Raw genomic sequence first — 26944 nt, forward strand, 5'->3', positions numbered from 1 at the left:
GTCGCTCCCACAGGGGCTTACGGCGAGCCTGCCGGGTGCACGGTGGGAGGGACTTCAGTCCCGACTGCTGTCGCAATCTGTTATTGGATGGCTTCACTCGTCGCGACCGAAGTCGCTCCCACAGGGGCTCGCGGGGAACCCATCGAGTGCACTGTGGGAGGGACTTCAGTCCCGACGCATCGCGCCATCGGAACGCATAGCACTTCGCTCGCCTCGGCTGCATGACAGCCGACGCCTAGAGGAGGCCAATGCGCCGCCCGCCAACTCCGCAGGCGGCGCAGTGTCACTAGACCACGGCCTTTCAGCCACCATAGGGATCGACCGTGCGAATGCTCCCGTCCGGCTCGACGTGCAGCGGCGTGCACTTGACCGAGCGCAGGTGAGTCACGCCGCCGGACAACAGGGCATCGTGATAGAACAGGTACCACCGGCCTTCAAACCTGCAGACGGAGTGGTGCGTGGTCCAACCCACTACCGGCTTCAACAGCACGCCGCGATAGGTGAACGGGCCATACGGACTGTCGCCGGTGGCATAGCACAGCAGATGCGTGTCGCCGGTGGAATACGACAGGTAATACCGGCCCTGGTCCTTGTGCAGCCACGGTCCCTCGAAGAAGCGGCGCGCGTGGTCGTCGGCACGCAGCGGCCGGCCGTGCTCGTCGAGGATGACGATTTCGCGTGTGCGCTCCGCCAGCTGGGTCATGCCCGCGTCCAGCCGGGCGATGCGCGGACCCAGTGCCGGCGCATCGCCCTCAGGCTCGACGTGCGTCGCATCGAAGCGGTCGTCGCGGTACTTCTGCAACTGCCCGCCCCAGATGCCGCCGAAGCACAGGTAGTGCGCGCCGTCGTCGTCCTCGAACACGGCCGGGTCGATCGAATAGGTGCCCGCGATCGGCTCGGGTTCGGCGGCGAACGGGCCTTCCGGACGATCGGCTACCGCCACGCCGATGCGGAACAGGCCGTGCGCGTCCTTGGCGGGGAAGTACAGGTAATAGCGACCGTCGCGGCTGGCCGCGTCCGGCGCCCACATCTGCCGGCTGGCCCAAGGCACGTCGCGCACATGCAGGGCGACGCCGCAGTCGGTGGCCGCTCCGTCGGGCGTGTCCATACGCAGCACGTGGTAGTCCTCCATGCCGAAGTGGCCGCCTTCGTCGTCGAACGGCGCGCCGCTGTCGATGTCGTGCGATGGATAGATGTACAGGCGCCCCTCGAACACATGGGCCGACGGATCGGCCGTGTAGATGTGGGTGACCAGCGGTTGCGAGACGGCGTGCGCCGCGAGATGGTCGAGGTCGCTGCCCTGGCGCCGCGCCTGCAGGTCGTGTTCGATGCGACGTTCCATGCGCTTGTCGATCCGGTAAAAGCACAGCAGCGCCACCGCGACCAGGAACGGGAGGGCGCTGTAGACGCTCACGGTCAGGCGGATGCCGTCCACCACCGCCTGCGGCTGCTGCGGCGCGCCCGCCTGGTAGCCGTGGTGCGCGAGGATGCCGGCGACCAGCGCGCCGCCGATGCTGAGTCCGATCTTCAGCCCGCACAGCATCGCCGAGAAGATGATCGCGGTGGCGCGGCGATGGTTTTTCCACTCGGAGTAGTCGGCGACGTCGGCGATCATCGCCCACAGCAAGGGGATGGTGATGCCGTAGCAGAAGCCGTGCAGCATGAAGGCGCCGAAGGCCACGCCGATCGCAGTGGGCGGCAGGACGTAGAACACCAGCAGAAACAGAGTGGAGACCAGCAGCGCGCCGCCAAAGGCATCGCGCTTGCCGAAGCGGTCGGCCAGTCGCCGCGAGAAGCCGATGCCCAGGATCATGCACAGGATGCCGCACGCATTGAACAGGCTGAACGCCGAGGTCGCAGCATCCTGCGGCCAGGTGAAGCCGGACAATCCCCAGCCGCCGAGCAGCGCATTCACACCGCCGATGAAGCCGTTGAAGCCGGAGGTTTCGAGAAAGCCCGCCAGCGCGGCCTCGCTCAGGTAGTACTGGAAGTAGTAGATGTAGGTGCCGCCCTTCAGCGCCAGGTTGACGAAGACCAGCACGGTCAGCGCCAGCATCACCTTCCACGGCCGGTTGTGCAGCAGGTCGGTCAGGTCCTGCAGCACGCCGGCGCTCTGTTCCTTGGCCGGGACGATGCGCTCGCGGGTGGTAGCGAAGGTGATCAGGAAGAACAGCGTGCCCAACACCGCGAACACCGTCATCAGGCGCTCGAAGCCGCGCACGTTGTCGCCGTCACCCAGGATCAGCACCAGCGGCAACAGCAGCGCCTGGATGATGAACTGCGCGATCATCACCGCCACGAAGCGGTAGGCCGACAGGCTGTTGCGCTGAGCCATGTTGCCGGTGAGCACGCCGCTGAGCGCCGAGTACGGCAGGTTGTTGGCCGCGTACACCAGCATCAGCAGGCCATAGGTGGTCAACGCGTAGACGACCTTGCCGCGTGCTCCCAGCTCCGGCGTGCTGAAGGCGAGCAGCGACAGCACGCCGAACGGGATCGCCGTCCACAGGATCCAGGGTCGGAACTTGCCCCAGCGGGTGGCCGTGCGATCGGCGGCGATGCCGATCAGCGGGGTGAACACGAACGCGCCCAGCAGGCCGATCACGAAGATGATCGTCGCCGCCGTGGCGGCCGGCAATCGATACACGTCCGTGTAGAAGAACGCCAGGTAGGTGATCAGCGTCTGGAAGATCAGGTTCGCCGCCAGGTCGCCCAGGCTGTAGCCCAGCTTCTCCCGCACCGATAGCGTGTGCGCGGCGGTCTCCGCACTGCGGGCCTCAGTCACGGCGCGCCTCCACGGTGAAGCGCGCACGCACGCGGGCATCGGCGCTTGAACCGCCGATCCGTACTTCGTAGCTTCCTGCCGGCACGACGTAGGTGCCGCGCGCCTCGTCGTACTGGCGCAGCGCCTGCTGTGCGTCCAGTTCGAACGTCAGGGTCCGGCGTTCGCCAGGGGCGAGGTGCACACGCTGGAAACCGCGCAGCGTTTGCTGCGCATCGCCCGGCGCGGCCGCCAGCCGCCGCACGTACAGCTGCGCGACTTCGTCGCCGGCGCGCTTGCCGGTGTTGGCCACCTCCACCTGCACCTTGAGGCGTCCGTCGTCGGCGATGCGCGGCGCATCCACGCGCAGCTTGCCGTAGTCGAAGCGCGTATACGACAGCCCGTGGCCGAACGGATACAGCGGCGTGCCGCGGAAGTAGCGGTAGGTGCGGCCTTCCATCGCGTAATCGTCGAAGGCCGGCAGCGCCTGATCCGCCCTGTAGAACGTCACCGGCAGGCGACCCGCGGGATTGACCTCGCCGAACAGCGCCTGGCCCACCGCGGTGCCGCCGCGCTGCCCCGGATACCAGCTCATCAGGATCGCCGGCAGATGCGCCTGCGCCCACTCCACCGCCAGCGCCGAGCCGCCGGTCAGCACCATTACCACCGGCTTGCCGGTGGCGTGCAGCGCTTCCAGCAAGGCGCGCTGCGGCGCGGGCAGGCGCAGGTCGGTGCGGTCGCCGCCGGCGAAGCCCGGGTAGTCCACCTTCATCTCTTCGCCCTCGACATCGCCGGTCAGCCCGCCGACGAACACCACCACATCGGCGTTGCGCGCGGCATCCAGTGCCTCGTCGAACGGCGGCTTCGCCCCGGGCATGCGCCAGCCCAGGCGCACGCCCGCGTCGCGCTCGGCGTCGTAGTACTCCAGCTTCACCGCATAGGCGCGGCCCGCCTGCAGCGCCAGGTCCACGCCGTCGGCGCGCATGCGGTCGCTGTCGGTCCAGTGATCCAGCACCAGTTTGCCGTCCAGATAGAGGCGGAAGCCATCGTCGGCGGCCGCCTCGATCCGGTAGCGGCCCGAGACCGGCGGCAGCAGCTGGCCGCTCCAGCGGATGCTGAAATGATCGTTGGGAATGCCCTGCCCCGGCCCCGCTTCGCCACGCGCCAGCAGGTTGTCGGTCGGCGAGCCGCGATCCCAGCGGAAGCCGATCTGCGCGTCGGTGCGCACCAGCGCCGGCGTCCCCGATAGATCGGGCGTGCGGAAATATTCGCCGCGCAGGCCGCGTTCCGGCGAATCCGCCGAGGGCCGCAGATACGTCGGCTCGATCAGCGGCGTGGCGCCCGGATCGTCGCGCCCTTCGACCAGATCCACGCCGCGCGCATAGCGCACCTCGATGCCCTTGGCCGCGTCGCGGATGCCCTGCAGGATCGTCACCGGCGCCGCCGGCGTGCCGAAGTAGTTGCCGAGCAAGGCCATGGTGTCGTCGGCGGTCGGGCCGACCACGGCGATGCGCTTGAGCTTGCGCGAGAGCGGCAGCACGCCATCGTTCTTCAGCAGCACCAGCGATTCCTGCGCGGCCTGCAGGGCCAGCGCATCGTGCGCGGGCGCCTGGTTCACCGACGCCGGAATCCGCGCCCAGCGCACGCGCTCGGGCGGGTCGAACATGCCCAGTCGCATGCGCGCGGCGAACAGGCGCGTCACCGCATCGTCGATCTCCGCTTCGCCGATCAGCCCCTGGCGTACCGCCGCCGGCAGCGTGGCGTACTCCTGGCCGCACTCCAGTTCGGTGCCGTTCCTGACCGCGAGCGCCGCGGCGGCCTCGCGGCTGGGCGCAAGATGGTGATGCTTCCAGATATCGACGATGGCCCAGCAGTCCGACACCACGTAGCCGGTGAAGCCCCAGTCGCGGCGCAGCACGTCGCGCAACAGGAACTGGCTGGCGCTGGCGGACTCGCCGTACACCCGGTTGTAGGCGCCCATCACCGCATCCACCTGGCCCTCCTTCACCAGCGCCTCGAACGCCGGCAGGTAGGTGTCGTAGAGGTCGCGCTTGCTGGGGCGCGCGTCGAAGTGGTGACGGTCGGCCTCCGGGCCGCTGTGCACGGCGAAATGCTTGGCGGTGGCATCGAGCTTGCGGTACACCGGGTCGTCGCCCTGCAATCCCTGCACGAAGGCCACGCCCATGCGCGCGGTGAGGTAGGGATCCTCGCCGTAGGTTTCCTGGCCGCGGCCCCAGCGCGGGTCGCGGAAGATGTTGATGTTCGGCGACCAGAAGGTCAGCCCCTGGTAACGGCCATGCGCGCCTTCGCGCAGGAACTGGTGGTGCTTGGCGCGCGCCTCGTCGCTGATGGTGCTGGCCACCTGCCCCATCAACGGCACGTCGAAGGTGGCGGCCAGCCCGATGGCCTGCGGAAACACGGTGGCCTGCCCCGCTCGCGCCACACCGTGCAGCGCCTCGTTCCACCAGTCGTAGGCCGGCACGCCCAGGCGCTCGATCGCCGGCGCGGCGTTCTGCATCTGCGCCGCTTTTTCCTCCAGCGTCATCTGCGCGACCAGCGCCGCCGCCCGGGCCTCGAAGCTGGCCGAGGTATCCTGCCACGGCTTGGCGTCGACGGCGTCGGCGGCATGGCCCACACCGGCCAGCGCGGTGGCGGCGCACAGGGCCAGCGTACGGAACAGGCGGCCACGAACACCGCTGCGAAAGGAAGACCTGCGCGTCATCATTTGCTCCTCAAGGCGCGCTCGTCGCGCGCGAAAGGACCGAGCAGGGCGCCCACGAAGCCGCCTGCACGATCCGTACTCAATACCGTCCCGTCGACGTCGTCGGCGAGGGTCTGCCAGCCTTGCCCCGTGCCGGTGTCGAAGGCGAACGCATATTTCCCTTCGTCACCGGAGATCTTCAGGCGCAGCGCGCTGGACGCGTCCAGCTCGCGGCTGACCAGCGTCCTGGTTGCGCCCTTGCCCGCGCGCGCTTCGAGGAAGACCGCCACGCGATCGCGGCCCACGCGGCGCACGCCAAGGAAGTACCACCAATCCTCGTTCTGGAACGCCGCAAGCCCCGCCGCCGCGCCCGCCGCCGGCCGGGTCAGCGCGGTGCTGGCCTCGAACCGCAAATGCTGCTGGCGGCGCCCCAGGAACGCGGGGTTGCGCAAGGTGTCCAGATTCTCCGGCAGCGGATGCACGGCCAGGCTGCCCGGACGCGTGCGCAGGTCCGCCCAGTCCTGCCTGGGCACGCGCACGCGCAACCAGCCGCGGCCAAGCGTCGGCGCATCGAACTCATCGCGCTCGACGAAGTTGCCGGTGGACGGCGCCTGCGACGCCTCGCCCTGCATCCACGACGGCGCCTTGACCGCATAGGGAATGGCCTGCCCGGCCGGCAGAATCACCGGCCAGCCGTCGCGCCACTGCACCGGCAGGAGGTAGGTCTCGCGCCCGGTGTTGTAGTGGCGCACGTCGTAGGTGCGGCTGGCCAGGAACACCGCCCACCAGGAACCGTCGGGCCCTTCCACCAGGTCCGCATGCCCGGCATTGGCGATCGGCAGCGGCCGAGCATTAGGCAGGTCGCGCTGGGTGAGGATCGGATTGCCCGCATACGGCTGGTAAGGCCCCCACACGTCGCGGCTGCGCAGCACCACCTGCGAATGCTGCGGTCCGGTGCCGCCCTCGGCATCGGACAGGTAGTACCAGCCGTCCCGTCGATACAGATGCGGCCCCTCGATCCAGATCGGATTCTTTGCCGGCTCGACGCCGCCATCGATCAGCACCTTGCGCGGCCCCACCGGGGTGAAGCTCGCCAGGTCGAGTTGCTGCATCCAGATCGCGCGGTGGCCCTCGTAGCGCGGCGCGCCGGGCGGCGCGTCGTTGTTGAGCAGGTAGACGCGGCCGTCGGCATCGAAGAACAGCGACGGATCGATGCCGCCGATGCCCGGCAACCAGTGCGGGTCCGACCAGGGCCCTGCGGGATCGCGCGCGGTGGCGATGAAGTTGCCGCCGCTGTCCACGGCGGTGGTGACCACGTAGAACACCCCGTCGTGATAGGAAATGGCCGGCGCGAAGATGCCGCGCGACACGCTCAGGCCATCGAAATCCAGTTGCGTCGGCCGGTCGATCACGTTGCCGATCTGTTTCCAGTGCACCAGATCGACGCTCTCGAACACCGGGATGCCCGGGAAGTAGGTGAAGCTGGAATTGACCAGATAGAACCGCCCGTTCGCGCGGACGATGCTCGGGTCGGCGTGGAAGCCGGCCAGGATCGGGTTGCGGTAATGCCCGGCAGGCAAGGGCGCCTCGAAGGCCGCGTCGCGCCCGGCGTAGTCGAACCAGTCGAAGTAGACCGGTGGCGCAGGTGCCGCCCACAGCGGTTGCAGCGCAGCGGACAACAGCAGGACGGCCGTGGCGAGCAACGGGCGCATCAGGGAACTCCTTCGGACAGTGCGAGTTCGAACGGTCCTGCCGGCGCACCGGAACGGTCGCGCAGCGTGCAGATCGGGCCATCGGCCCAGCAGTAGCGCACGCGCGCAGCGGCGACGGCCTGGGGACTGCGCAGGACGACGGCGCGCCCGTCCAGCGCGGCATCGGCATAGGTACAGCGCTGCGCCTGGGCATCGCAGAGCTCGAAGCCGATGGGGCCGCTCGCCCCGGTCGTGACCAGGCTGCCGTCGACGTCGTCGAACACGATGCGCACTCCGCCCTGCGTGCGCGTTGCCGTGCGGGGGATCGGGCCGGACGGCGCCAGCGCGCGTTCGCCGTAGACCACGTGGCGCGCCGCCCGCGCCAGGCGCCGTCCCAGTTCCTGCTTGTTCGGCGGATGGATGTCGTAGGCATCGCCGATGTCGATGGCCACCGCGATGCCGCTGTGCGGGTCTTCGGCCGCCACGCGGCGCTGCGCCTCGCGCACCTGCGCCCAGCCGCTTTCCATCGGGGCCTGCGGCGGCAGGCCGTAACCGGCGAGCTGCACCACCAGCAGCGGCATCTTTGCACCGAATTGCCGGCGCCAGTCGTCGCGCAAGCCACGCAACCGCATCGCATAGGCCGCGCCGTCGCCGGTGTTGGATTCGCCCTGGTACCACAGCATGCCGCGCAGCCCGTAACGCCCCAGCGGCGCGATCATGCCGTTGTACAGCGTCGACATACCGGAGGCCGCATGCCACGGCGCCAGCGGCGGTGACTGCGGATCGGGCGCGACCCGGTACTGCCAATGCCGATCCAGGACGACGCGCGTGCCATCGGCCAATTCGACGGCATGCGCACTGGCGGGGCCTGCCAGTCCGCCCTCGCCGTAGGTGTCCAGCACGTTGACGACCACCGTGTTGCTGCCCGCCTTCAACAGGCCGGGCGCAAGCGCATACCGGCGTGGATCGCTCGGCGCGTTCTGGCTGCCCACGGCCACGCCGTTGACCCAGGTCATGTCGGTCTCGTCGACCGGCCCCAGCACCAGCCGTGCGCCCTGCGCCGCCTGCGCGGCGGTCAGGGTGACCTGCGTGCGGTACCAGACCATGCCGTTGTAGTCGGCGAGCGCGGGCACGCCCCAGCGCTCCCATGCGCCGAGTGCCGCCGGCGCGTCCTGCCACCCGGTGCGGTCCGCACCGGGCTGCCACGGCGTATCGGCCGGCTTGGCACCGGCGCGCGTGGTCCACCACTGCTGCCAGTGCCGGCCCCAGCGCGCGCTCGCCGCGATGCGGTCGGCGGCAGACAGCGCCAGCACGTCCAGCGCCTCGTCCATGCCACCCTGCGCACGCAGGGCGTCGGCGCTGGTCCAGGCCTCGATCCGCGCACCGCCCCAGGCCGCCTGGATCAGCCCCATCGGCACCTTGACCGTCTTCTGCAGCTCCCGCGCGAAGTAGAAGCACGCGGCCGAAAATTCCCGCACCGTGTCCGGTGCCGCGGGTTGCCATGCGACCGCAGCAGGGAACGCATCCTGCGGCGCGACCGCCGCGGCCTTGGGCACGGTGAACAGACGGATGCTGGGCTGGGCGGCCGCGGCCAGTTCGCGGCTCGCATCCAGCGCGCGCCATACCGGCAGCTCCATGTTCGACTGCCCGGAACACAGCCACACATCGCCCACCAGCACATCGCGCACGACCTGCCGCGCCTGTCCCGCGCGCACCGTCATGTCGTAAGGACCGCCCGCGGCGACCGGCTTCAGCATGGCACGCCAGTGGCCGCCAGCATCGGCGCGTGCGCTGACGGTCTGCCGGGCGAAGGTCACCGACACCGTGGCACCCGGTGCGGCGTTCCCCCACACCGGCATCGGCCGGTCGCGCTGCAGCACGGCGTGATCCTGAAACAGCGCATGCAACAGCGGCGGCACCGCGTCCTGCGCCACGCAGGGCGTGGCGCTGCACCCCAAGGCCGCCGCCAGCAACCAGCCCGTCCACGTGGTCGGCTTCATCGTCCATCTCCCGGTGCGGAGGGAAACTGCAGGGCCTGGTACCAGGCCAACGGGTGCGGTGGCGCGGCTTCGCCTGCAGGCAACGGCCGCCCGCTCAGCGACTGGAAATACGCCACGCTGGCATCGCGCCACCACTGCGCTTCGCGCAGCTGGATGCGCAGGAACGCCGCCACCTGCGCGTGCCGCTCGGCATCCACCTTGCCGCGCAGCCCATCCCAGGTGGCCTGCATGGCCTGCACCTGACGCACGCCTTGCGTATAGCGGCCGACCAGTTCGTCCCACAACGGTCGTCCGGAGGCCATGCGGTGGTCCCACGGCACGTGGTGGAACCACAGCAGCAGCGACTCGGGCACCCGCGCCGGGTCGCCATACACGGCCGCCACGTCCGGCGCGTACTGGCTCACCGCATTGCTGCCATGCGCAGTGCGATCGAAACCGATGCCATCGCGGTCGGCGCGGTGGTAGTACACCGCCGTCCAGTCCGCGCGCGGGCCGCCGTCCACCCAGGGGCCGGGGCCGTAGTGGTGGCCGCGCGCCATCAGGTGGTGCAGGCCCAGCGGGGTCATGTAGTTCACCGCCGCCTCGCGCGAGCCCATCATCATCCCGACGATGGGCTGCACCACCTCGGGCGCCGGCGAGAACGTCATTGCCGCCCAGTCCTCGGCGATGGCGCGGGCGGATTGGTGCGGATTCCAGGCCAGGCGGCCGAAGGCGTACCAGTTGGCCTGGTCGAAGTGCGAGCCGCTCCAGGTGCGGTCGTTGCCGATGTTGGCGACGCCGGCGATGCCGGTCAGGACATGGCCTTCCAATGTGCCATCCACCACGTCCGCCACCGTGGATCCCGCGCCGCGGGCATGGGTGTCGGACTGCAGCACTTCCTCGTACAGCGGCCCCAGGTAGACCAGGTGCGTGGCGAAGCCCAGATACTCCTTGGTGATCTGCACTTCCAGCATCAGCGGCGTGCGCGGCATGGCGCCGAACAGCGGATGGAAGGGCTCGCGCGGCTGGAAATCGATGGGCCCGTTCTTGACCTGCACGATCACGTTCGGGCGGAAGGCGCCGTCGAGGCCGACGAACTCGGTGTAGGCCTGCATGGCGCGGTCCACCGGCACGTCGTGGGCGTAGACGAAGGCCCGCCACATCACCACGCCGCCGTGCGGCGCCAGCGCATCGGCCAGCAGGTTGGCGCCGTCGGCATGCGAGCGGCCATAGTCCTGCGGGCCGGGCTGACCTTCCGAATTGGCCTTGACCAGGAAGCCGCCGAAATCCGGAATGCGCGCATAGATCTCGTCGGCCTTATCGCGCCACCAGCGCTGCACGGCCGGGTCGCGTGGATCGGCGGTGTTCAATCCCCCCAGTTCGATGGGCGCGCTGAAGCGTGCGCTCAGGTAGACGCGGATGCCGTAGGGCCGGAACACGTCCGCCAGCGCCGCCGCCTTGTCGAGGTAGGCCGGCGCCAGGCTCTGCGCATTCGCGTTGACATTGTTGAGCACGGTGCCGTTGATGCCGATCGAGGCATTGGCGCGCGCGTAGTCGGTGTAACGCGGGTCGCGCCATTCCGGCAGGCTCTGCCAGTCCCACAGCGAGCGGCCCGCATAGCCGCGCTCGACGTGGCCGTCCAGGTCGTCCCAATGGTCGAGCACGCGCAGCCGGATCCGTGGCGACTCGCGCACCGCGAGCGCGTCGAGCGACGCGCCGGTCTGCAGCAGGCGCAGCAGATGGAACACGCCATACAGCACACCGATGTCCTGGCGTGCCGCCACCAGCACCACCGCGTGCCCGTCGATGCGGGTGCGCTTGAGCAGGTAACCCTCCTCGCCCAACGACGCGATCTCCTCGCGGAACGGCGCGAGCGCTGGCGACGACTGCGGCGTGCCCAGCACCACCGCGTGATCGCCGCTTGCGGCCGCACGCGTCGCCGGGGCACGCCCCAGCAGGCCGGTGAGGCCACGCACCAGTTCGTCTCGCGCCACACGCTGCGTCGGCGTCCGCGCCGGCGCCACCACCTCGTCCAGGCGGGCGGCGCCATCCGCACGTGCGGCGCCTTGCGAGGGCAGGTAACGCAGCCACAGCGCTGCGCCGTCCTCCGCGCGCAGGCTGCCCGCGCAGACCATCAGCACCATGGCAGCGCATGCCACCCACTGACACCGCATGACATGCGGACGGCACCCAAGCGCCGCCAGCAAACCTTGTAAGCTGACGGCGTACCCGCGGCGCAGCAGCGTCAGGAACAACAAAGGGAACGCGTTTTGGACAAGCCGAAGAAAGCGGTCCGCCGCAAGACCAGCGGGGTGACGATCGACGAGGTGGCGGCCTTGGCCGGGGTTTCGCCGATGACCGTGTCGCGCGCGATCAACCAGGGCAAGGTACGCGATGCCACCCGCGAGCGCGTGATGCGCGCGGTGCGCGAACTGGGCTACACGCCCAACCTGGCGGCCAGTTCGCTGGCCGCCGCGCAGCACACCCGCATCGCCCTGATCTACACCAATCCCAGCGGCGCCTACCTGCGCGAGCTGCTGGTCGGCCTGCTGCGCGTCGCCTCCAACGCCGCCATCCAGTTGGTCATCCACTACTGGGAAGACCTGGACCCCGATGCCGAGCGCAAGGCCGCGCGTGCCCTGGGCGGGCGCGTGGATGGCGTGATCCTGCCGCCGCCGTTGTGCGAATCGCAGGCGGCGGTGAGCGAACTGGTGAAGGCCGGCATCCCGGTGATCGCGATCGCCGCCGGGCGCCTCAGCGACGCGATCTCCTGCGTGCGCATCGACGACTTCCATGCCGGCAAGGAGATGGCCGAACACCTGATCCAGCACGGCCACCGGCGCATCGGCTTCATCCGTGGGCGCCAGGACCTCAGCGCCAGTGCGCGGCGCTACGAGGGCTTCGTCACCGCGCTGCAGGAGGCCGGGCTGAAGGTCGAACCCGGCCTGGTCCAGCAGGGCGACTACACCTACCGCTCGGGGTTGGCCGCCGCCGAAAAGCTGCTGTCGCACCGGCGGCCGCCGACCGCGATCTTCGCCAGCAACGACGACATGGGCGCGGCGGCGATCTCCGTCGCGCACCGGCGCGGCCTGGAAGTGCCGCGCGACCTGTCGGTGGTCGGCTTCGACGACACCTCGGCCGCCACCACCGTGTGGCCGGAGCTCACCACCATCCACCAACCGATCGCCTCGATGGCCGATGCCGCCATCGACATCCTGCTGCGCAGCATCCGCCGCAAGCGCGACGACGCACGCATGTCCAGTGACCACGTGGTCCCGCACCGGCTGGTGCTGCGCGGTTCGGTCGCCAGCCCGCCCAAGGGGCGCTAGCGCAGCACGCAGGCTCACGCGCTCGGGCATGCGACAGTGCTCTCCGCTTCGTTCAATGCGCCGAGCGCGACCCGCGACACCGACAGCGTCATCGCGCCCGCCGTGGTCAATGCCCACGGACGATCCAGCTTGCTCAGATCCGCGCCGGCCGCCGCCAGGCACTTGAGCGGCACGCCCACGCGCTTCCACTGGCCGACCGGCAGGGCTGTCAGCGTCGATCCGATCGCCACCCGCGCCGCGCAGCCGCTGCCGCAGCCGACCGCCAGCCACGCCTCGGCCTGCGGGGCGGCATCCACGCGCAGCGTGGTCACCAGCATCAGGTCGCCGTTGCTCTCGCGCTGCAGGTCCAGCGGCGTATGCGACTGCAGCGCGACCACCGCCTCGCGTCCACCCGACCAGGCGAGGCGGCGGCCATCCTCCTGCGCCAGGTGGTCCACGCCCGTGACCTTGAGCAGCGCGCCATCAAGCGATTCCGGCACGCGGGTGACGGTCACGCCCTGTCCATTGGCCCCTTCCAGGCGCAAGGCCATGCCCGGGCCGGCCGCGCCGCGGGCGAAGAACACGCCGGCCGCAGCTTCGTTGCCGGTGAGGCCGGAGACTTCCGGCAACCTGGCCAGGTTGCCATTGTCGGCATAGCGCAGGCCGTAGCCGAAGGCGAACAGTGGGTCGTAGCCCTTCTGCCCCACGTTGTTGGCGTATTGCGTGGCCGTGCGCGGCCAACTGAAACTCAACTTGCCCTTGAAGTCGTGCTGCACGCCGCCCTGCGCGGTGCGCAGCAACACGTCGGCGATACCCGCGCCTTCCGAGCCGGGCAGCCACGCCGCCACGAAGGCATCGGCCGCGTTGAGTTCGCGGTTGACCCACAGCGGTCGCCCGCTGAAAAACACCGCGACCACCGGAATGCCATCGGCCTTGAGCCGCTTGATCAGCGCCAGGTCGGTGTCGTCGCCCGGCTTGTAGGCCAGGGTCGGCCGATCGCCCTGGAACTCCGCATAGGGGTTCTCGCCGAACACCACCACCGCGACGTCCGGCTTGGTGGCGTACGTGCCGTCGACCGAAAGCACGGCCTCGCCGCCCGCGGCCTTGGCCTGCTGCGCGAAACCTTCGTAGATGGTGTCCGCATTCGGGAAGTCCTTGCGGGTGGTGCCGGTGCCCTGCCAGTTCAGCGTCCAGCCGCCCGCCTGCTTGCCGACGTCGTTGGCGCCGTCGCCGGCCACCAGGATGCGCTGCTTCGGCGACAGCGGCAGCACGCCGCCCTGGTTCTTCAGCAGCACCAGCGACTCGCGCACCGCCTGCCGTGCCACCGCGCGATGCGCCGGCGCACCGATCAGCGCGAACTGGCCACCGACCGCGCGCGCCGACGGCTTGCCCGCCTCGAACAGGCCCAGCCGCATCTTGACGCGCAGGATCCGGCGCACCGCATCGTCCAGGCGCTGTTGCGAGATGGTGCCGTTCTTCGCCGCCGCCAGCGTGGTGGTGTAGAAGCCCTTCCAACTGTCCGAGGCCATGGCCATGTCCAGGCCGGCGTTGATGGTGGCGGGGCAGTCGGTGGGCGTGCAGCCCTTGACCTGTCCGTGACCGTTCCAGTCGCCGACGACGAAGCCGCCGAAGTGCATGCGCCCCTTCAGCGCGTCGGTCAGGTAGGTCTTGTGACCGTGCATCTTTTCGCCGTTGACGCTGTTGAACGAGGCCATCGCGGTCTGCGCGCCGGCGGCGATGGCCGGGGGATAGCCCGCGGCGTGGATGCGGACCAGCTCGGCTTCGCCGATTTTGGTGTCGCCCTGGTCGCGGCCGTCGGTGGTGCCGCCATCGCCCAGGAAGTGCTTGACCGAGGCGATCACATGGCGGCCATCGAGGAAGTCCGGCGTACCCACCTTGCCCTGCAGCCCCTCGACCATCGCACCGGCGTAGCTGGCCACCACCTCGGGCGATTCCGAATAGCCCTCGTAGGTGCGTCCCCAGCGGTCGTCCTGCGGCACCGCCACGGTCGGCGCGAAGGTCCACTCCATGCCGGTGGCGCGGGTTTCCAGCGCGGTGATTTCGCCGATCCGGCGCAGCAGCGCCGGGTTGCGGGTCGCGCCCAGGCCGATGTTGTGCGGGAACAGCGTGGCGCCGACGATGTTGCTCTGCCCGTGCACGGCATCGATGCCGAACAGCACCGGAATCGCCTTGCCGCCGTGCGAGGTGTCCATCGACGCCGCATAGAACGCATCGGCCAGCGCCAGCCATTCGGCCGGTGCGGCATCGTAGCGGCCGCCGGGATCGGAATTGCCGCCGGCCAGGATCGACCCCAGGCGATAGGTGCGTACGTCCTCCGGGGTGAGGCTGCCGATATCGCCCTGCACCAGCTGGCCGACCTTCTCCTCCACCGTCATGGTGGCGATCAGGTCGGTGAGGCGCTGTTCCAGCGCGGGATCCTCGGGCAGCGGCCAGGTCACGCTGGGCCAGGGGCTGGCATGCGCGCGGGCGGGCGCCGCGGCCTGGACGTCGCCCTTGCACACGGCAAGCGCGAGCAGCAGCGCGGCCAGCAACGCGCCGCCGTGGCGGGTGGAATCGGTGTCGGTCACGGCGCTGCTCCTTGCCGCCGCGCTCAGCGCAGCAGGTACTGGTTGATCAGGTTCTCGTAGCGCTCCTGGCGGCCGCTGATCTGCCGTGGCTCGCCGCCCTTCGCGCCCAATGCGGCGAGTTCGGCGAGGCCGAGCGCGCCGCGGGCGAAGTCCTGGCCGGCGCCGCTGTCGAAGCTGGCATAGCGCTCCCGGCGCCACTGTTCCCAGGGCGAGTCGGTGAGCAGCGCGTGGGCCACTTCCAGCCCGCGGGCGAAGGCATCCATGCCGCCGATGTGGGCAATGAACAGATCCTCGAGTTCGGTGGACTCGCGGCGCACCTTGGCGTCGAAGTTCAGGCCGCCCTCCAGGCCGCCCTGGCGCAGCACCACCAGCATGGCGCCGACGGTGTCGTACAGGTCGGTGGGGAACTGGTCGGTATCCCAGCCGTTCTGCGCGTTGCCGCGGTTGGCGTCGATGCTGCCCAGCAGGCCGTGGTCGGAAGCGACCTGCAGGTCGTGTTCGAAGGTGTGGCCAGACAGCGTGGCGTGGTTGGCCTCGATGTTGAGCTTGAAGTCCTTGTCCAGCCCATGCTGCTTGAGGAAGCCCGCCACCGTAGCGCTGTCGAAGTCGTACTGGTGCTTCATCGGCTCCATCGGCTTGGGCTCGATCAGGAAGTTGCCTTTCAGGCCGATGCTGCGGCCGTAGTCGCGCGCCATGGTCAGGAAGCGCGCGAAGTGCTCCAGTTCGCGTTTCATCTGCGTGTTGACCAGCGAGGCATAGCCTTCGCGGCCGCCCCAGAACACGTAATGCTCGCCGCCCAGTTCCACCGTCGCTTCCAGCGCCGCCTTCACCTGCACGGCGGCGCGCGCCACCACGGCGAAATCGGGATTGGTCGCGGCACCGTTCATGTAGCGCGGATGCGAGAACAGATTCGCCGTGCCCCACAGCAGCTTCATGCCGGTCGCGTCCTGGCGCGCCTTGGCCAGGCCGACCATGTGCTTGAGGTTCTTCTCGTACTGCGCGGCATCGTCGGCGTCCGGCGCCAGGTCGATGTCGTGGAAGCACCAGTACGGCACGCCGAGCTTGGTGAAGAACTCGAACGCCGCATCCACTTTCGCCTCGGCGCTGGCCATCGGCGCACCGACTTCCCAGGGGAAGTGGCGCGTGCCCGGGCCGAACGGATCCTGCCCTGCGTTGCAGAAGGTGTGCCAGTAGCAGACCGCGAAGCGCAGATGGTCCTGCATGGTCTTGCCGCCGATGACCTTGTTGGCCTCATAGACCTTGAAGGCCAGCGGGTTGTCCGAGCCACGGCCCTCGAAGGGGATGCGGCCGATGCCGGGGAAGTATTCCTTGGCGCCGATGAAGGGCTGGGTGTGCATGGTGCGGGTTCCTGTCGTGGTGGGAGGGCGTGCGAAACGGGGAATCAGCCGCGGAACAGCGGCAGGCAGGCGTCGAGATGGCGCAGGAAGCGCGCATAGGCCGCGGCATAGGCCTGGGTGCGCGCCGGATCCGGACGGGCGGACAGCTGCGGATCGACCGCCACATGCTGTTGCGCGATGTCGGCAATGGAAGCGGCATCGCCGCGTGCCAGGCCCACGGCCCACAGCGCCTGCAAGGCGGAGCCGAATGCCGCGCCTTCCGGCTGCATGGGCACGTCCACCGGCAGGCCGAACACATCGGCCACCAGCTGCCGCCACGCGCCGCTGTTGCTGCCGCCGCCGGTCAGCACGATGCGCTCGAAGTGCATGCCGGCGCGCACGAATGCGTCGAAGCCGTACTTCAGGCTGTATGTCGCCCCTTCCATCGCCGCGCGATAGAGGTGGGCCGGGGTCATGTTGTGCGTGTCCAGGCCCGCCAGCACCCCCTTGCCCAGCGGCAGGTCGGGCGTGCGCTCGCCGTTGAGGAACGGCAGCATCACCAGGCCGTCGGCACCGGGCGCGGTGGCGTGCAGATGCGCATCGCCGTCGCGGGTGCTGAAGCCGAACGCGGCGGCGACCTGTTCGGTCGCCACGGTGCAGTTCATCGTGCAGATCAGCGGCAGCCAGCCGCCGGTGGAGGAGCAGAACGCGGCCCACGCACCGTCCGGGTCGACCACCGGTGTGTCGGAGTAGGCGAACAGGGTGCCGGAGGTGCCCAGGCTCATCGCCAGGCGACCGGGCACGACGCAGCCGGTACCGATGGCCGCCATCATGTTGTCGCCGCCACCGACGGCGACCTTCAGCGTCGCCGGCACACCGAGCAAGTTGGCCGCGGCCGGGTCGATGTCGAACAGGGCATCGGGTGCGGCCAAACGCGGCAGGCAGTCCGCCAGGTCGCGCTGCGGATCGGTGGCGCGCAGCAGCTCGGTCGACCAGGTGCGCGTGCGCACGTCCAGCCAGCCCGTGCCCGACGCATCGCCGTATTCGCAGAAGCGCTGGCCGGTCAGCACGAAGTTGAGGTAGTCGTGCGGCAGCAGAATGGTGGCGAGGCGCGCGTAGGCGTCGGGCCGGTGCGTCTTGGTCCACGGCAGCTTGGAGGCGGTGTAACCGGTGAGGATCGGATTACCCGCCAGTGCGATGGTGCGTGCCGCGCCGCCGAGCGCGTCCATGATCTGCACGCACTCGGCCGAGGTGCTGGTGTCGCACCACAGCTTGGCCGGTGCCAGCACCTCGCCTGCCGCATCGACCGGCACGAAGCCATGCTGCTGGCCCGAGACTGCCAGCGCGCCGAGGCGCGAGCGCAGCGCAGGATCGATGGCCTGGAAGCAGGCCTGCAGGGCCGCGACCCAGTCGGCCGGATGTTGTTCACGGCTGCCATCGGCGGCGGAATGCAACTCCAGCGGCGCGCTGCTGCTGGCCACGACGCTGCGCCCGACCGGGTCGTAGACCACGACCTTCAGGCTCTGCGTTCCCGCATCGATTCCGGCTACCAGTTCCCTTTCTTCCACGTCGTACCGCCTTTTCGTTAGCGCTATCATTTTTGGACGACAGCGTGTGTGCCGTTACGCCAGGGATACGCTCCGCTGCCAGACGTCCGGGGTCGCCTTGCAGTAGCGTTCGATGAACTCCGCCTGCGACGGCATCGCCGCGCTGGCCTGCTGCAGCGGCTGCCGGATCCGCGTCAGCAGCGTGCGCAGATCCGCATCGCCGATGGCGGCGGCCAGCGGATGCGGCGGTCCCGGCTGGATGCCCTGCCCCAGCAACACGCTGGTCCAGGAGTCCACGCGGAACAGTTCGCCCGGGTCCTGCCAGGCGTGCGCCCGCTCGCGCCAGGCGCGCAGCCGAATCGCCAGCGACTCGGGCAGCGCCATCTCGCGGCACGCTTTCCACATCGGCTCGTCGCGCTGGGTGGCGTGGTAATGCAGGATGATGAAGTCGCGCACGTGCTCCATCTCCTGGCGGCTGACCGTGTTGTACAGCTCCACCAGCGCCGGGCTGATGCCCTCGTGCGGAAACAGCTGGATCAGGCGCACCACCGCACTGATGGTCAGGTGGATGCTGGTCGATTCCAGCGGCTCGATGAAGCCGCTGGCCAGGCCCAGCGCCACCACGTTTTTGTTCCAGGCCTGCAGCCTGCGCCCGCTGCGGAACGGCACCAGCCACGGGTCGCGCAGCGGCGGGCCGTCGACGTCGCGCAGCAGCTTGGCGTGCGCCTCGTCGTCGGACAGGTGCCGGCTGGAGAACACCAGTCCGCAGCCGACCCGGTGCTGCAGCGCGATATGCCAGCGCCACCCGGCCTCGTGCGCGATGGCACGGGTATACGGCACCGGCGGCGCGACCGCCTCGGTCTGCACCGCGACGGCGCGATCGCTGGGCAACCACTCGCGCCAGTCCTCGTAGCCGGTATGCAGGGTCTGCTCGGTCAGCAGGCCACGGAAGCCGGTGCAGTCGATGAACAGATCGCCCTCGATGAGCTGCCCATCTTCCAGCAGCAGCGAGGCGACGGAGCCGTCGTGCGCATGCTGCCGCACCTCGCGGATCTGCCCTTCCACCCGGCGCAGGCCATGGCCTTCGGCCTTCTTGCGCAGGAACTTGGCATAGAGCGCGGCATCGAAGTGATAGGCGTAGTTGACCTGCGGCTGGGTCTCCAGCGAGAACCGGTCCGCACGCGAGGCGACGCTTTCCAGGCAGAAGTCGCCCAGGTCCGACGGCATGCCGCGGCGCAGGCTGTCCAGCCAGAAATGATGGAACGGCGTGGCCCAGGTGCCCTGCCCGATCGTGCCGAACGGATGGATGAAGCGATCGCCGGGGCGGCGCCAGTGCTCGAACGAGATCGACAGCTTGAACGTGCCGGCGACGGCGCGCAGGAACTCCTGCTCGTCGATCTGCAGGAAGCGGTGGAAGGTGCGGATCGGCGGCACGGTCGACTCGCCGACGCCCACCGTGCCGATCTGCTCGGACTCCACCAGGGTGATGTCCAGGCGATCGCGGAACTGGTGGGCCAGCGCGCAGCCGGCCAGCCAGCCCGCGGTGCCGCCGCCGGCGATGACGACCTTGCGGATGCGTCCGTCCGTTGTGGTGGCAAGGTTCAAGGTGATGCTCCCATCAGCGATTCAGCCGCGCCAGCAACTGCGCGCGCGCGCGGCGCGCCCGTGCCTCGTCGAATGGCGCCAGTTCGCCCCGCGCGGCCTCGGGCAGGTGCTGGCCTGCACATTCGCCGGGGCCGAACACGTAGTAATCGAAGAGCTTGGCCCAGGCCTGTTTCTCGCGCGCCGGCAGATCGCGCAACGCCCACATCGCGTGCTGCAGCGCCGTCAGCGGCGAGGGCAGGAAGGCCGGCGCACTACGCCACCAGTAGTTCACCAGCACGTTGAACGGCGCGAGGCTGCGTACGTGGTGCCACCACATGCTGGGGATGAACAGCGCATCGCCCGGCTCCAGCTCGACGTGCCGCGCGCTGGCCAGCGCATCGCGGAAACGCGGATAGCGCGCGAAGTCGGGGCGGTCGACATCCACCACGCTGACCACCTGGCCGCCCGGCGTCGGCTCCAGCGGCCCCGGATACAGGTTGTCGATCTGCTCCGGCGGAAACAGGGTGACGCGGCGCCGGCCCACCGCACAGCAGGCCAGGTTGTCCGGCGTGTCGAAATGGCAAGACGCCGTGACCCGGTTGCCGATCCAGATGCTCGGCGGCGCATCGACGCCCTGCCCGGCCAGGCCGGCGTCGTTGGCCTGCGCGAACCCCGGCAGCGCCCGCTCGATCGGCAGCGACGCGACATAGTAGGTGGGCGGCCGCGGATCCTCGAAGGTCGCGGCGATCGCGTCCAGCACCTGCGTGAGCGTTCCGCGGCGGACCTCGAAATTCAACTGGGTGAAATCGGCGTTGTAGAACGGGCGTCCTTCGATCCCGGGTTCGCCGAAGGAATACGGAACGGGCACGCCCGTCTCGAAGCTGCGCAGGTAGGCCATTGCGTCCTGCGTGGAGCGCAGCCCGGCCTGCACCAGCCCCCAATCGCGCACGATGCCGCGCAACACCACCGGCTCCCCCGCCGCCACCAGGTCCTGCAGTGGCAGCGCGGTGGGCTGCACGTCTTCCAGTGTCCGCATGGCTGCGCCGTCCGGCACGCTCAGTTCCTGCCTGCCGCGCCAGCGGCATCCTGCAGGCGCAGGCGTCGCTGCTTCTCGGCGATCAGGCGGCGCATGTTGTGCAGCGAGGCCAGCATCAGATACGCGCCTTCCAGATAGCCGGCGCGGTTGAGCGCGGCCAGCGCGGCGCCGTCCAGTTGGGCCAGGCGCTCACGGTCGATCGCGTGCAGGCCGTTCACGCCGACGCGATGCTGCGCATCGAGCTGAACGTCGAGCGCCACCGGCTGGATCAAGCCGTGTGCATCGAGCGCGGCAAACATCTCCGCGCCGAATGCATTGCCTTCGTGGATGCCGCGCAGCACGCCGGCGATGTGGTCGAGATAGGGCGTGTTGCCGCCCTGCGGCAGGAATACCGGCTCGCCCTGCATCGCCGTCACCCGCGGATGCTCCATGTCCACGTGCAGCACCGCGTCCTGGGTCAGCACGCCATCGATGCGCTGCTCCTGGAAGCCGATCAGGAACGGCCCCTTGGCCGCCGCTCCCGGGAGATAGGAGGCCATCCAGCGCCGGTCCTGCAGGAACAGGTTCTCGTGCTGCTCGAACCCCAGCAACGCAACGGACTGCCACTCCCCCGTCGCTGGATCCTTGCGCAGGAAGATCGGATATTCCCGCTGCAGCTCGGCGTACTCGCTGGGGTAGGCCGGCACCATGCCCACCGCGTCGCCGAACTCCGGCCCGAAGTCGGTGGCCACGCGCAGGTCGCGATGGGCGATGTTGTTGAGCATTTCGTAACGCGGCATGGTGGTGCGCACTCCCCTCTGGAGTCCGGCACGGGGCGCCGCCGCAATCGCAGCGGCGCCCGTGGCGACATGCGAAGAGAACCTCTCCGCCTTGTTCAGAACTTATAGCGAACGCCCAGCATATAACGCGGGCTCTGGTCGGCCAGCTTCACGATCATCTTCGAGGTGCGCGAGCGCCAGCGTACGTCCTCGCCGGTCAGGTTGATCGCCTCCAGCCCGAACGACCAGTGATCGTTCAACGTGTAGTTCACGCTGAGATCCCACTGCTCGTAGGGTTCCACATAGTACGGGTTGCGGCTGGTGCCCTGGTTGGCCAGGATCAGGTACTGGTCGCGCCAGTTCCAGGCCAGGCGCACCGACCAGCCGTACTTCTCGTACATCAGCACCGCGTTGGCGGTGTCGCTCAGGCCGGTGAGCGCGAACTGGTCGATGCCCGGGTCGCCACCATTGTCGTAACCGACGTCGCCCTTGACGATGGTGTAGTTGGCGAGGATGCCGAACCCGGTGTCGCCGAGGAAGTACTGCCCGCCGAGCTCCCAGCCGTGCAGCTTGGCCTGGTTCTGGTTGATCGGACGGTTGACGTTGAACTCGTACAGCGGATCGTCGGCCTCGCCGTAGAGATCGTAGGCCGCTTCGGTCGCCAGCACCTGCGCGCCGGTGCCGTTGTAGGCGGCCAGGCCGGCCGGGTTGTTGCGCAGCAGGGCCAGCGCGGTGAACAGCGAAGTGTCGTTGGCCGAGCAGGCCGCCGCATTGGCCGGGCCGACCTGGGCGAGGCAGGCACCGCTGGTGAGGAACGCCAGCGCCGACTTCGCGTCCGGACCCGAGGTGGGATCGCGCAGGCCATACAGATTCTCCTGCACCACGGTGTTGCCGATGAAGTTGTTGACCGACTTGTTCCAGTACGTCACCGACAGGTAGCTCGCATCGGCGAAGTACCACTCCAGCGCCAGGTCGAGGTTGTCGGATTCCAGCGGCTTCAGCGACGGATTCTGCGCCGTGCCGCTGGCACGCGAGGAAGGATCGATCAGCACCGAGCCGAACGGCTGCTGTGCCCCGGGGCCGGCATACAGATTGCCGATCGGCGCGCGTGCGATGCTCTTGCCGAAGGAGACGCGGCCTTTCAGCGTGTCGGTGAGGTCGATGCTGAAATCGAGGTTGGGCAGGATGTAGCTGTACGTGGTCTTCTCGCTGAACGGCTGCTGCTCGTTGGACAGCACCACGCGGAAGTCGTTGTTGGACTGCCACTCGATCGCCTCGGGCGTGGCGATGATCGAGGTCGACACCACGTCGGTGGTTTCGTAGCGCACGCCCAGCCGGGTATTGGTGCGCCGACCGGCCAACTCGCCATCCAGTTCCACCTGGAAATACGCCGAACGGGTCTTCTCCTCCACGAAGTTGTCGGCGGCGCGCTGCGGGCTCACGCCCAGGCCGACGCCGTACTGGCTGGCCGCCCATTCCGCCAGCCGGCCGGCATCGCCGCGCCACGCCGGCCAACTCGTCCCGCTGTAGTCATGGAACAGGCCAATGATGTTGACCGGCTGCATCAGGTTCATCAGGCCGCCGGCGGTATCCCGGTCGACGTTGGCCACGCCCCAGTCGCCCAGGGTGGAATACGCCTCGGCCGCCTGGATGCGGTGGGTGGTCGACTTGTTGGTATCCACGCCGAACTGGAAGCGGCCCTGGTCGAAGCTCCATTCGCCGTCCACACGTGCCTGCTTGATCTGGCTGATCTGGCTCTGCGAATTGACCCGCAGCACCTGCGAACCGATCTCGCCGGGCACGAAGCCCGGATTGACCACGCCATTGGCCTTGGCCGCGGCAGCGGCGTCGCTCGGATACCAGACCTGGGTGCCGATCGGCAGGCCATTGTTGAAGTTCAGCTCCTGCACCCAGGAGCCGCCGCAGTGCGGCCCGGTGGTGCAGTTGTTGGTGCCGGCGATGCTCATGAACAGCGAGCCGCCACCGGTCAACGGATCGTTGGGACGGCTTTCGTTCTTCGAGTCGTGCGCGTCGAAGCTGAGCTTGAGCCGGTCGGTCACGTTCCACACCGCATTCAGGCCGAGCGAGCCCAGCTTGTACTTCTGCATGCTGCGCTGCTGCTCAAGGCCGAAATCCTTGGTGCCGGCGATTTCGCGGATGTAGGTCGGCACGGCCACCGCGCCGCTGGTATCGAACGTCACATCGGTGTAGTTGCTGTTCTGCAGCCACATGCCCTGCTCGCCACGATTCTCGGTGATCTCGTTGGTCGAGTAGGTGTAGTCCAGGGTCAGGGTCAGGCTGTCGGTGGGCGCGAACTGCAGCACCGCCTGGCCGTTGACGCGCTCGCGTTCGAACTCGGAGAACGCATAGCGCAGGTCGTTCGGCCGGGCGTACAGCGCGCCGATCTGCGGCGCATTGACCACGGTCGGATTGCCGGGCATCGAGCCCGTCCACGGCTGCACGTTCCAATAGTTCTCGGTGGCCTGTACCGAGCCGCCCTTGCGCTTCTGGTAGCTCGCGCTCACGCCGACGCCGAAGGTCTTGTCCGGATTGCTGTAGCTGAAGATGCCCGACAGTTCCGGGGTGATGTCGTTGTCGAACGGCTGGCTGCGGTCGGAGACGGCCTTGGCGCCGGCACTGGCGACGATGCCCTGGTGGTCGAACGGGCGCGCGGTCAGGATGTTGATGGTGGCGCCGATGCCGCCGCTGGGCATGTTGGCCTGGCTGGTCTTGTAGACCTCGATGCCATTGATCGCTTCGGCAGCCAGCTGGGCGAAGTTGAAGGCACGGGTGCCGCCGTCGACGCCGCCGATGGCGACCTGGCCGGCAGCGCCGAACGCATCGGCGCCCGGCATCTGCCGCCCGTTGAGCGTCACCATGTTGAACTGCGGGCCGAAGCCGCGCGCGGTGACCTGCGCGCCTTCGCCATCGCGCCGTTCGATGGAGATGCCGGTGATACGCTGCAGCGACTCGGCCAGGTTGGTATCGGGGAACTTGCCGATGTCTTCGGCACTGATGGCATCCACCACGCCCGCGGCGTCGCGCTTGATGTCCATCGCCTGGCTGAGGCTGTTGCGCAGGCCGGTGACCTGGACCGTGTCCAGCTGCGTCGGGCTGCTCTGCGCCTGTTGCTCTGCCGCCGGCGCGGGCGTCGACGCGTCCTGTGCGAATGCGGGATTGATGACCAGGACGCCACCGACGAAGGTGAACATGGCCCTGGATTTGAACTTCGCCAGCGTGCGGCTCATGGACGAGCCCCCAGGTCTGGGCTACGACGAAACATAGAAGCGCTCATGACTCTCCCCTCTGACATGCGATCGATGGATGTACCGCCCCTCCCCTAAGAGGCACGCACGGGCGATGCCCGTCTTCCACGCCGAACATCGCAGCGCGCTCTGCGTTCGCTGCGACTCAAAACTCCGTTTCAGGATTGCCAGACGACGCGCGATAAAGGCTCCCCCCGAGCCCGACTGCCGCTGATTGATAGCGCTATCATCGCGTCACGGCGCAGACTACGCACCCGGGACATCGCTTGTCATCATGCGTCGCAACAAAGGACCGCATTCCTTGAAGAACACCCCCAAAACGACGCGTCGAAGAGGGAACGCCATCACCATCGACGACGTCGCGGCGCATGCGGGCGTCTCGCCGATGACCGTCTCGCGCGTCACCCACGGTCACGCCGGCGTGCGCGAGAGCACGCGCGAGCGGGTGATGCGCAGCGTGCGCGCACTGGACTACCGGCCCAACCCGGCCGCCAGCGCGCTCGCCGCCGCGCAGCACACCTGCATCGCGTTGATCTACACCAACCCCAGCTCCAGCTATCTGCGCGAACTGCTGGTCGGCGCGCTGCGTGGTTCGACCCGCGTGGCGGCGCAACTGGTGATCGCCACGTGGGACGGACTGGGTCCGCGGGCACGCCGCGAGGCCGCACGCACGCTCTGCAGCAGCGTGGCCGGCGTGATTCTCCCCGCGCCCTTGTGCGAATCGAAAGCCATCGTCGCCGTGTTCGTCGACGCCGGGATTCCCGTCGTCTCCATTGCGTCGAGCCGGTTCAGCGACAGGCTGTCCTGCGTGCACATCGACGACCGCCGCGCCAGCCATGACATGGTCTCGCACCTGATCGCGCACGGGCATACGCGCATCGGCTACATCACCGGCGACCCGAACCAGACCGCCAGTGCGCACCGCTGGCAGGGTTACCGCGATGCCCTGGCGGATGCGGGCATCGACTACGACGCCGCGCTCGTGCAGCCGGGCGACTTCACCTATCGCGCCGGACTCGAGGCCGCCGAGCGACTGTTGGGGTTGCGGGCACGCCCCAGTGCGATTTTCGCGAGCAACGACGACATGGCCTCGGCGGTGGTGTCGGTGGCGCATCGTCGCCGCCTGAAGGTACCGGAGGATCTGTCGGTGGTGGGATTCGACGACACGTCGGCATCGACGATGGTGTGGCCGGAGCTGACCACCATCCATCAGCCGGTGGCGGACATGACGGATGCGGCCATCGATCTATTGTTGCGGGACATCCGGCAAGGGGCTGGTTCCGAGCGCGCCTATGTCGATCATGTTGTGCCGCACCGACTGGTCACGCGCGATTCCGTCTCGCGGCCGCTGCTGGGTCGCTAGCTTCCTATCGTCGGGCGCGGACTGGGGGAGAACGTCGAGGAACGTCCGTGCCTCATGCGCGTCGCACAACTGCACCGTCAGCGAGTACTACTGTTGCTGTTGCTGTTGCTGTTGCTGTTGCTGTTGCTGTTGCTGTTGCTGTTGCTCTTGCAGTGGCTTTGGCTTTTGACTTGCCGGGTCCCCTTCCGAAGCGGCGGCCATCACGGGGAAAAACCCCGAAGGGGCGGCGCACATGGACGTGCGCCGTCCGCGGCAGGGGCAGGATGCCCCTTCCGCGGATCCCCGCGATGGACGCGGACCCGGAGCGCGTTAGCGCGGAGGGCGCGAGGCAGGGTGTGCTTTCTTTTGGTTACTTTTCTTTGCACAAGCAAAGAAAAGTAACTCGCCGCCAGGCGAAAGCTTTGCTCTTGAAGATGCTGCCGCCGTAGCTGAATTACAGGAGCGGCTTCAGCCGCGACAGACACAACAGACACAACGGACTCTCGCTGTCGCGGCTGAAGCCGCTCTTACAGATCTTCTCGTCCGACAGACAAACTTCAAGCAACGGCAGCAGCAACAGCAAAGGCTTTAAAGGCTTTCGCCCTTGCGGGCGAGTTACTTTTCTTTGCTCGCGCAAAGAAAAGGTAACCAAAAGAAAGCGCGCCCTGCCTACGCGCCCTCCGCGCTGCGCGCTCCGGGTCCGCGAACCAGACGGGATCCGCGGAAGGGGCATCCTGCCCCTGCCGCGGACGGCGCACATCCCTGTGCGCCGCCCTTCGGGTTTTTCCCGCCTGGTTCGCCGCTTCGGAAGGGAACCCGGTAAGTCAAAAGCCAGAACAACAGCAACAACAGAAGCAAGAGCAAGAGCAAGAGCAGGAGCAGGAGCAACAGCGACAGCTACAGCAACGGCAACGGCAACGGCAACGGCGTGGATCAGCTTGCTCTGGCGCAGCGCGGACACTCACGACACAACACCCATACCGCCGCCCACACGTCACCAACACATAGACCACTCGCCACCCACTGCATCGACCAGGTCGTCGACAAGA

The 26944-nt window shown here is 68.6% G+C and carries 14 protein-coding genes and 1 pseudogene; 2 read left to right on the plus strand and 13 right to left on the minus strand.

The window, feature by feature from the left end; translation table 11 throughout:
* Positions 1-301 precede the first annotated feature (301 nt).
* The 6 genes and pseudogenes from CEK68_RS21150 to CEK68_RS00750 form a co-directional block, all read right to left on the minus strand.
* The gene (locus CEK68_RS21150; protein ID WP_338420241.1) at positions 302-1318 is read right to left on the minus strand and encodes a glycoside hydrolase family 43 protein; all 1017 of its coding nucleotides are present in this window, start codon (positions 1316-1318) and stop codon (positions 302-304) included.
* Positions 1292-2782, minus strand: a pseudogene (locus CEK68_RS21155) (MFS transporter); the annotation flags it as partial. The pseudogene CEK68_RS21155 and the gene CEK68_RS21150, both read right to left, overlap by 27 nt.
* Positions 2775-5480 carry a glycoside hydrolase family 3 protein gene (locus CEK68_RS00735; RefSeq protein WP_226977712.1) on the minus strand — a complete coding sequence of 902 codons (2706 nt, stop codon included), beginning with the start codon at positions 5478-5480 and terminating at the stop codon, positions 2775-2777. The gene CEK68_RS00735 and the pseudogene CEK68_RS21155, both read right to left, overlap by 8 nt.
* Positions 5480-7171, minus strand: a complete 1692-nt coding sequence (locus CEK68_RS00740; RefSeq protein ID WP_152238232.1) for a glycoside hydrolase family 43 protein — start codon at positions 7169-7171, stop codon at positions 5480-5482. Before CEK68_RS00740 ends, CEK68_RS00735 begins: the two co-directional genes overlap by 1 nt.
* Positions 7171-9150, minus strand: a complete 1980-nt coding sequence (locus CEK68_RS00745; protein WP_152238233.1) for a sialate O-acetylesterase — start codon at positions 9148-9150, stop codon at positions 7171-7173. The genes CEK68_RS00740 and CEK68_RS00745 overlap by 1 nt, the downstream gene beginning before the upstream one ends.
* Positions 9147-11273 carry an alpha-glucuronidase family glycosyl hydrolase gene (locus CEK68_RS00750; protein ID WP_152238261.1) on the minus strand — a complete coding sequence of 709 codons (2127 nt, stop codon included), beginning with the start codon at positions 11271-11273 and terminating at the stop codon, positions 9147-9149. The genes CEK68_RS00745 and CEK68_RS00750 overlap by 4 nt, the downstream gene beginning before the upstream one ends.
* Before the next feature lie 126 nt (positions 11274-11399).
* Here CEK68_RS00750 and CEK68_RS00755 point away from each other — a divergent pair, with 126 nt between their 5' ends.
* Positions 11400-12458 carry a LacI family DNA-binding transcriptional regulator gene (locus CEK68_RS00755; protein ID WP_152238234.1) on the plus strand — a complete coding sequence of 353 codons (1059 nt, stop codon included), beginning with the start codon at positions 11400-11402 and terminating at the stop codon, positions 12456-12458.
* Positions 12459-12472: 14 nt separating this feature from the next.
* Here the strand turns inward: CEK68_RS00755 and CEK68_RS00760 are convergent, their stop codons facing one another.
* The 7 genes from CEK68_RS00760 to CEK68_RS00790 all read right to left on the minus strand — a co-directional run bounded on the left by CEK68_RS00760 (position 12473) and on the right by CEK68_RS00790 (position 24535).
* Positions 12473-14959 carry an exo 1,3/1,4-beta-D-glucan glucohydrolase gene (locus CEK68_RS00760; protein ID WP_226977714.1) on the minus strand — a complete coding sequence of 829 codons (2487 nt, stop codon included), beginning with the start codon at positions 14957-14959 and terminating at the stop codon, positions 12473-12475.
* 89 nt (positions 14960-15048) lie between these two features.
* A complete protein-coding gene (xylA, locus tag CEK68_RS00765; protein ID WP_152238236.1) occupies positions 15049-16383 on the minus strand; it encodes a xylose isomerase in 1335 nt (444 codons plus the stop codon).
* A gap of 44 nt (positions 16384-16427) precedes the next feature.
* Positions 16428-17930 carry a xylulokinase gene (gene xylB / locus CEK68_RS00770; RefSeq protein WP_152238237.1) on the minus strand — a complete coding sequence of 501 codons (1503 nt, stop codon included), beginning with the start codon at positions 17928-17930 and terminating at the stop codon, positions 16428-16430.
* Positions 17931-17984: 54 nt separating this feature from the next.
* On the minus strand, positions 17985-19514 hold the full coding sequence (locus CEK68_RS00775; RefSeq protein WP_152238238.1) for a tryptophan halogenase family protein: 1530 nt from the start codon (positions 19512-19514) through the stop codon (positions 17985-17987).
* A gap of 13 nt (positions 19515-19527) precedes the next feature.
* Positions 19528-20529 carry a cupin-like domain-containing protein gene (locus tag CEK68_RS00780; RefSeq protein ID WP_152238239.1) on the minus strand — a complete coding sequence of 334 codons (1002 nt, stop codon included), beginning with the start codon at positions 20527-20529 and terminating at the stop codon, positions 19528-19530.
* A gap of 20 nt (positions 20530-20549) precedes the next feature.
* On the minus strand, positions 20550-21308 hold the full coding sequence (locus CEK68_RS00785; RefSeq protein ID WP_193314067.1) for a SapC family protein: 759 nt from the start codon (positions 21306-21308) through the stop codon (positions 20550-20552).
* Between the two features lie 95 nt (positions 21309-21403).
* Positions 21404-24535 carry a TonB-dependent receptor gene (locus tag CEK68_RS00790; protein ID WP_152238241.1) on the minus strand — a complete coding sequence of 1044 codons (3132 nt, stop codon included), beginning with the start codon at positions 24533-24535 and terminating at the stop codon, positions 21404-21406.
* 403 nt (positions 24536-24938) lie between these two features.
* Between CEK68_RS00790 and CEK68_RS00795 the strand changes: the two genes are divergently transcribed.
* The gene (locus CEK68_RS00795; RefSeq protein WP_255424742.1) at positions 24939-25916 is read left to right on the plus strand and encodes a LacI family DNA-binding transcriptional regulator; all 978 of its coding nucleotides are present in this window, start codon (positions 24939-24941) and stop codon (positions 25914-25916) included.
* Positions 25917-26944: the final 1028 nt, after the last annotated feature.

The sequence above is a fragment of the Xanthomonas sp. LMG 12461 genome, from assembly GCF_009192935.1.
Lineage (GTDB): Bacteria > Pseudomonadota > Gammaproteobacteria > Xanthomonadales > Xanthomonadaceae > Xanthomonas_A > Xanthomonas_A sontii.